Origin of the sequence: Streptomyces sp. SID1328, assembly GCF_009865595.1 — a bacterium.
Taxonomy (GTDB): Bacteria; Actinomycetota; Actinomycetes; order Streptomycetales; family Streptomycetaceae; genus Streptomyces; species Streptomyces griseoluteus.
The window spans coordinates 1-7837 of record NZ_WWKH01000415.1 but is presented as its reverse complement, the minus strand read 5'-3'; the positions used below and the strand labels follow the sequence as shown (position 1 = coordinate 7837).

Genomic DNA, 7837 nt, shown 5'->3' with positions numbered 1-7837 from the left:
CCGCGGCGGCAAGGGCGCCGCCCCGCAGGCGCAGTCCCGCGCCCCCCAGCAGAGCTGGGAGGCAGCGCCCCGCGTCACCGGCGGCCCCGCCCTCACCCTGCGCAACCCGGTCTACGCCACCGAACGCGAACTCCTCAAACTCGCCCTCCAGCGACCGGAGTTGGTCTCTCCCGCCTTCGACGCCTACGGCCTGGACGAGTTCACCGCACCCCCCTACGCGGCCGTCCGCCAGGCCATCGCGGAGGCCGGCGGCGCCGAGTTCGGCACCCAGGACCCCCAGGAGTACGTCGTCCGCGTCCGCGAGGCCGCCCCCGACGACACCGTCCGGGCCATGGTCACCGAGCTGGCCGTGGAGACGATCATGCGCCGCACGGTGGACGAGACCTACGCGGGCATGGTGCTGGTGCAGATCAGGCGCCGTGCCGTCACCCGCCGCCTCACCGAGCTGCAGTCCACCCTCACCCGCCTCGGCAACACCGATCCGGCCCAGTCGGCGGCCGTCCAGAACGAGATGATGGTGCTCACCCGGTACGACCGGGCGCTGCAGCACGAGGGTCCGGCCGCTCTCTAGCCGGCTCCCCGCGCCCCGGGATCACCACGCCGTCACGGACCGGAAGCAAAAAGTCACCGCACGACTCTCGTGGCGAAGATGTGTCGTACCCCACACTGGGGGCGGTGCCCGAGTCCCCGGAGCGCAGGCCGTCGACTTCGCGCTCCGCCGCGCCGCTGCCGCACACCCCCCCGGAGCAGCGATCATCCTGGAGGTCGCCCCCGTGCAGACCCACACCCTCACGCAGATGGCCCCCAGCGCCCACGGCGGTGCCGAGCCGGGCCTGCTCGGGGCCGTGCCCGCGCAGAGCCATGGCGACCCGGCGACGGCCCCGGAATCCGCGCCGCAGGACGCTGCCGAGCCGCCCGCCGAGGAGCTGACCGGCGACGACGAGCCCGTGACCCCCGTGCCCGGCGCCTCCCGCACCGAGAGCGGCGGCCCCTCCGCCGACCTGTTCCGCCAGTACCTCCGTGAGATCGGCCGCATCCCCCTGCTCACCGCCGCCGAGGAGGTCGAACTCGCCCGCCGGGTGGAGGCCGGGCTCTTCGCCGAGGAGAAGCTCAGCACCACGCCCGCGCTCGACAGCGGGCTCGCGCTCGACCTGGACCGGATCGTCGTCATGGGCCGCATGGCCAAGCGCCGCCTCATCGAGGCCAACCTGCGCCTCGTCGTCTCCGTCGCCAAGCGGTACGTGGGGCGGGGGCTGACCATGCTCGACCTGGTCCAGGAGGGCAACCTCGGGCTCATCCGCGCGGTGGAGAAGTTCGACTACGCGCGGGGGTACAAGTTCTCGACGTACGCGACGTGGTGGATCCGGCAGGCGATGTCGCGGGCGCTCGCCGACCAGGCGCGCACGATACGGGTGCCCGTGCATGTGGTGGAGCTGATCAACCGGGTGGTCCGCGTGCAGCGGCGCATGCTGCAGGAGCGGGGGTACGAGCCGACCCCCGAGGAGGTCGGCGCCCACCTCGAACTCCCGCCGGAGCGGGTGCGCGAGGTCCTGCGCCTGGCCCAGGAGCCCGTGTCCCTGCATGCCCCGGTGGGGGAGGAGGACGAGGTTGCCCTCGGGGATCTGATCGAGGACGGGGACGCGGCAAGTCCTGTGGAGTCGGCCGCGTTCCTGCTGCTGCGGCAGCATCTGGAGGCTGTGCTCTCCACCCTCGGGGAGCGTGAGCGGAAGGTCGTCCAGTTGCGGTACGGCCTGGCGGACGGCCGCCCGCGCACTCTGGAGGAGATAGGCCGCCTGTTCGGTGTCACGCGGGAGCGGATACGGCAGATCGAGTCCAAGACCCTCAGCAAGCTCCGGGATCACGCGTACGCGGATCAACTCCGGGGCTATCTGGACTGATTCCGGCTGGTCGCGCGGTTCCCCACCCCCCTGGGGAACCGTGCGACCAGCCTCTTTTCTAGTCGACCTCGGCCACCGCCTGGGCGAACTGGGCCTTGTACAGCCGGGCGTACGCACCATCCGCGGCCAACAGCTCGGCGTGCGCGCCCTGTTCCACGATCGAACCGTTCTCCATCACCAGGATCGTGTCCGCGTCCCGGATCGTGGAGAGACGGTGGGCGATGACGAACGACGTACGGCCGTCGGCCAGCTTCGCCATCGCCTTCTGGATGAGAACCTCGGTCCGCGTGTCCACGGAACTCGTCGCCTCGTCCAGAACGAGGATCACCGGCTCGGAGAGGAACGCCCGGGCGATCGTGATGAGCTGCTTCTCACCGGCGCTGACCCCCGTCCCCTCGTCGTCGATCACCGTGTCGTACCCGTCGGGCAGCGTACGGACGAACCGGTCCGCGTGGGCTGCCCGCGCGGCCTCCTCGATCTCCCCGCGAGTGACCTCCCGCGAGGCCCCGTACGCGATGTTCTCCGCGATGGTGCCGCCGAACAGCCAGGTGTCCTGGAGCACCATGCCGATCCCGGCGCGGAGGTCGTCGCGGGACATGGTGCGGATGTCCACCCCGTCGAGGGAGATCCGGCCGCCCGTGACGTCGTAGAACCGCATCAGCAGGTTGACCAGCGTGGTCTTGCCCGCGCCGGTCGGGCCGACGATGGCGACCGTCTGGCCCGGCTCCACGGCGAGCGACAGATCCTCGATCAGCGGCTTCTCCGGGTCGTACCGGAAGGACACGTGGTCCAGCTCCACCCGGCCGCGCCGCTCGGCGGGACGCGTGCCCGGCACCGGGTCCGCCTCCTGCTCCTCGGCGTCCAGCAGCTCGAACACCCGCTCCGCCGAGGCGACACCGGACTGCACCAGGTTGGCCATGGAGGCGATCTGGGTCAGCGGCATCGAGAACTGGCGGGAGTACTGGATGAACGCCTGGACGTCACCGATCGACAGCGTGCCCGAGGCCACCCGCAGACCGCCGACGACGGCGACCAGCACGTAGTTCAGGTTGGACACGAACATCATCAGCGGCTGCATGACCCCGCTGTGGAACTGCGCCTTGAACCCGGCCTCGTACAGCTCGTCGTTCTGCTCGGCGAACTGCTTCGCCGACTGCTCCTGACGGCCGAACACCTTCACCAGGGTGTGCCCGGTGTACATCTCCTCGATGTGGGCGTTCAGCGTGCCGGTGGTGCGCCACTGCTGCACGAAGTGCGGCTGGGACCGCTTGCCCACCCGCGTGGCCACCACAAAGGACAGCGGCACCGTCACCAGCGCGACCAGCGCGAGCAGCCAGGAGACGTAGAACATCATCACCAGCACGCCGATGACGGTCAGCACCGCGTTGATCAACTGGCCCATCGACTGCTGGAGCGTCTGCCCGATGTTGTCGATGTCGTTGGTGGCGCGGGAGAGCACCTCACCGCGCTGCCGCTTGTCGAAGTAGGACAGCGGCAGCCGCGACAGCTTGGCCTGCACCTGCTCGCGCAGCCGGTACACCGTGCGGTTGACGGCCCGGTTCACCAGCCGGGTGGCCACCGCCATCAGCAGGCCCGCGACCAGGAAGACCCCGAGCGCCAGCAGCAGTATCCGCCCGACCGCGTCGAAGTCGATGCCCTGGCCGGGTGTGAAGTCGGTGCTGCGCAGCATGTCCGCGACGGAGCCCTGGCCCCGCGCGCGCAGCGAGTCCAGCACCTGCTCCTTGGACGCCCCCGCGGGCATCCGCCGGCCCACGATGCCGGCGAACACCAGGTCGGTGGCCTGGCCGAGGATCTTCGGGCCGACCACGTTCAGCGCCACGCTGATCACCACGCAGGCCAGCAGACCGTAGATGGTGACCCGTTCCGGCCGGAACTGGGCCACCAGCCGCTTGCCCGAGTTCTTGAAGTCCATCGACCGCTGGTCCGGGCCGCCCCCGGCCATCATGCGTCCCATGGGACCGGCCATCAGGCGGCCTCCGCTTCCGTCAGCTGGGAGAGCACGATCTCCCGGTACGTCTGATTGCCCGCCATCAGCTCGTGGTGACGGCCGGAGCCCACCACCCGGCCCTCGTCCAGCACGATGATCCGGTCCGCGTCGCGGATGGTCGCCACCCGCTGGGCCACGATCACCACCGTGGCGTCCGCCGTCTCCCGGCCGAGCGCCGCGCGCAGCGCCGCGTCGGTGGCGTAGTCGAGCGCGGAGAACGAGTCGTCGAAGAGGTAGATCTCCGGGCGCTGGACCAGCGTGCGGGCGATGGCCAGGCGCTGGCGCTGACCGCCCGACACATTGGTGCCGCCCTGCGAGATCGGCGCCTCCAGACCGCCTTCGAGCCGCTCCACGAACTCCTTGGCCTGCGCGGTCTCCAGCGCGGCCCACAGTTCCTCGTCGGTGGCGTCCGGCTTGCCGTAGCGCAGGTTGCTGCCGACGGTGCCGGCGAACAGGTACGGCTTCTGCGGGACCAGGCTCACGGTGCGGGCCAGCAGGGCCGGGTCGGCCTCGCGGACGTCCACGCCGTCCACCAGGACCTCGCCCTCGGTGGCGTCGAACAGCCGGGGGACCAGGCCGAGCAGGGTCGACTTGCCGCTGCCGGTCGAGCCGATCACGGCCGTCGTCTCGCCCGCGCGCGCCACCAGGTCGATGGAGCGCAGCACCGGCTCCTCGGCACCCGGATAGCGGAAGCCCGCGTTCCGGATCTCCAGGTGTCCGCGCCCGCGCAGCTCGGTGACCGGCGCCGCCGGCGGCACGACGCTGGACTCGGTGTCCAGCACCTCCTGGATGCGCTCGGCACAGACCTCCGCGCGCGGCACCATCATGAACATGAAGGTGGCCATCATCACGGACATGACGATCTGCATCAGATAGGCGAGGAACGCGGTCAGGTCACCGATCTGCATCCCGCCGCTGTCGATCCGGTGCGCGCCGAACCACACCACGGCGATGGACGACACGTTCACCACGGTCATCACCATGGGGAACATCAGCGCCAGCATCCGGCCGGTGGCGAGCTGCATCTCGGTCAGGTCGCCGTTGGCCTTCCCGAACCGCCCCTGCTCGTACTCGTCGCGGACGAAGGCGCGGATGACGCGGTTGCCGGTGATCTGCTCGCGCAGCACCCGGTTCACGGTGTCCAGGCGGGCCTGCATGGACCGGAACAGCGGCCGCAGCCGACGCACGATCAGCATCACGCAGATGCCCAGCACCGGCACCACGGCGATCAGCACGGCGGACAGCGGCACGTCGAGACCGAGGGCCAGCACGATGCCGCCGACGCACATGATGGGCGCCGAGACCATCAGCGTGAACGTCATCAGGACCAGCATCTGGACCTGCTGCACGTCATTGGTCGTACGGGTGATCAGCGACGGCGCGCCGAAGTGGCCCAGCTCCCGCGAGGAGAAGGACTGCACCCGGTCGAAGACCGCGCCACGCAGGTCCCGGCCGAGCGCGGAGGCGGTACGGGCACCGAAGTACACGGCGCCGATGTTGCAGACGACCTGGACCAGCGAGATGCCGATCATCAGGGCGCCGAAGGTCAGGATGTAACCCGTGTCACCCTCCACGACACCGTTGTCGATGATGTGCGCGTTGAGGGTGGGCAGGTACAGCGTGGCGCTGGTCTGGAGGAGCTGGAGCACCACCAGCAGGGTGATGGGTTTCTTGTAGGGCCTGAGACAGGTCCGCAGAAGTCGTATGAGCACGCTTGTCTCTCGGAGTCGGCGGTGGGGCGGTGGAACTGCCCATGGCCCTATCGTCGGGCACTCCACCGGTGTTACCTCAACCGATTAACCCATCGGGTGCCCCGCCGGCTCCGGCCGGTACGTGCGGTTACGCCCGGAACGCCCCCGGATGCGTCTGCTCCCGCACCGCCACGTACTGCTGGCGCACCGCCTGGCCCACGGCCAGGTCGTCACCCGGCTCCAGCACCTGCGCGGCCGCCCCGTGCCAGGCGGGCGGGGTACGCGGGTCCAGGGTGCCCTGCGCGGCCCCGAGGGCCCACGCGGCCTGGCGGGCGGCGCCGATCGCCGCGTAGTCGGCGGGCTGCGGCACGACCACCTGCACCCCGAACAGCGAGGGCGCCATCGCCTGTACGGCGGGCAGCTCGGCGGCCTGCCCCAGCAGGAAGATCCGGCGCACCGCGACCCCCCGGCCGCGCAGCACGTCCAGCGCGTCCGCGAGCCCGCACAGCATGCCCTCGAAGGAGGCCCGCGCCAGGTGCACGGCCTTCATCGACTCCCGGCGCAGCCCGGCCAGGGTGCCCGCGGTGTGCGGCAGGTTGGGGGTGCGCTCGCCCTCCAGGTAGGGGAGCAGCACCAGGCCGTGCGAGCCGGGCGTGGACTGCAGCGCCAGCTCGGAGAGGGCCTCCAGGCCGGGCAGGCCCAGCAGTTCGGCGGTGCCGCGCAGGGCGCGTACGGCGTTCAGTGTGGTGACGACCGGCAGGTGCATGCCGGTGGCGTCGGCGAGGGAGGTGATCATCCCGGTCTGGTCGGCCAGCGCCTCGGTGTGCACCGCCATCACCGACCCGGACGCGCCCAGCGAGACCACCGCGTCGCCCAGGCCGATGCCGAGGCCGAAGGCGGCGGCCATCGTCTCGCCCGTACCGGCGGAGATCAGCAGCCCCTCCGGGGTGGTGCCCGCGGCCTCGGCCGGGCCGATCACCTCGGGCAGCGCCACCTGGTGGCCGAGCGCCAGCTCGACCAGGTCGGGCCGGTAGGCGCCGGTGGCGGCGGACCAGTACCCGGTGCCCGAGGCGCCGCCCCGGTCGGTGGTCCGGCGCACCGGCCGCCCCAGCAACTGCCAGACCAGCCAGTCGTGCGCCTGGAGCAGCACGGCGGTACGGCGGGCGTTCTCCGGCTCGTTCTTCGCCAGCCAGCGCAGCTTGGTCACCGGCCGCGCGGCCTGCGGCACACAGCCGACCGCCTGCGCCCACGCCTCCCGGCCACCGAGCGCGTCGATCAGGTCGGCGGCGGCCACCTGGGCCCGCTTGTCCGCCCCGGCCATGGCCGGGCGCACGGTGTTGCCCTGCGCGTCCAGCGGGACCACGGCGTTGGCCTGCGTGGAGACGCCGATGGCCTGCACGCCCTCCAGCAGCCCGCCGCCCGCGGCCTCCCCCAGGGAGAGCAGCCACGCCTGCGGGTCGACGTCACTGGGCCGCGGCGCGCCGTCCGGCACGTCCAGCGGATGCGGGGCGTACCCCTGACGCAGCACGGCCCCCGTGTCCGTGTCGCAGACCACGATGCGAGTGAATGCGGGCGAACTGTCCAACCCGGCGACTATCCCCATGGCTCAAATTCTGCCGCAGAGCGCGGGCTGCTCCGGCCGGTACGCCTGTGCCCCCTGGAGCCGCTGCTCAGGGGGCACGCGCGTGGGGTGGCCGGTTCAGGGGTGGCTGGTGCCCCAGTCGTCCTCGGCCGGCCGGCCGTGGCCGTTGCGGCCGAACCGGGAACGGACCCGTTCGGTGAACGACTCGGGGACGTGATCGCCGACCTTCTCGCTGACCGTGTGCAGTGCCTTGCCCGCGTAGACCTTGCCCTGCTGGGCGGCGGTCTCGGCGGAGTTGCGCACGGCGGGGTTCTGCGCGACCCCGCGAGCGGCCTTCTTGATCTGCTCGTAGCGCTGCTGGCCGGCGCGTGCTCCGAGTACGTATCCGACGGCCAGTCCGGCGACGAACGTGAGCCGGTAGCGCATGTGGGCCACCCTTCCTTGCGTAGTCCCTGACGGGGGTCTGTGGTGCTGTGCCGGCGCCGGAGGCGAACCGATTGGCGGAGCACCCCCCTGCTTGCGCTAATGTATGTGTCGCAGCGAGCGCCCGCCCCCTGGCGAATACCCAGGTGGATGCGTTCGATGCAGACGAAGCGATCCCCTGTAGCTCAATTGGCAGAGCAGCCGGCTGTTAACCGGCAGGTTACTGGTTCGAGTC

At 71.2% G+C, this 7837-nt stretch carries 4 protein-coding genes and 2 pseudogenes; 2 read left to right on the top strand and 4 right to left on the bottom strand.

Annotation, left to right across the window (positions count from 1 at the left end):
• Nucleotides 1-571: pseudogene (locus GT030_RS12450) on the top strand (DNA primase); the annotation flags it as partial.
• 166 nt (nt 572-737) lie between these two features.
• Nucleotides 738-1898 (top strand): annotated as a pseudogene (locus GT030_RS12445) (RNA polymerase sigma factor); the annotation flags it as partial.
• Nucleotides 1899-1956: 58 nt separating this feature from the next.
• On the opposite strand, the gene GT030_RS12440 reads toward GT030_RS12445, so the two are convergent.
• The 4 genes from GT030_RS12440 to GT030_RS12425 form a co-directional block, all read right to left on the bottom strand.
• On the bottom strand, nt 1957-3885 hold the full coding sequence (locus GT030_RS12440; RefSeq protein WP_161201158.1) for an ABC transporter ATP-binding protein: 1929 nt from the start codon (nt 3883-3885) through the stop codon (nt 1957-1959).
• On the bottom strand, nt 3885-5618 hold the full coding sequence (locus GT030_RS12435) for an ABC transporter ATP-binding protein (protein ID WP_161201157.1): 1734 nt from the start codon (nt 5616-5618) through the stop codon (nt 3885-3887). Before GT030_RS12435 ends, GT030_RS12440 begins: the two co-directional genes overlap by 1 nt.
• Before the next feature lie 127 nt (nt 5619-5745).
• Nucleotides 5746-7200: an FGGY family carbohydrate kinase gene (locus GT030_RS12430; protein ID WP_161201156.1), complete on the bottom strand. Its 1455-nt coding sequence runs from the start codon at nt 7198-7200 to the stop codon at nt 5746-5748.
• Between the two features lie 96 nt (nt 7201-7296).
• Nucleotides 7297-7605, bottom strand: a complete 309-nt coding sequence (locus GT030_RS12425; RefSeq protein WP_161201155.1) for a YtxH domain-containing protein — start codon at nt 7603-7605, stop codon at nt 7297-7299.
• Between the last annotated feature and the right edge of the window lie 232 nt (nt 7606-7837).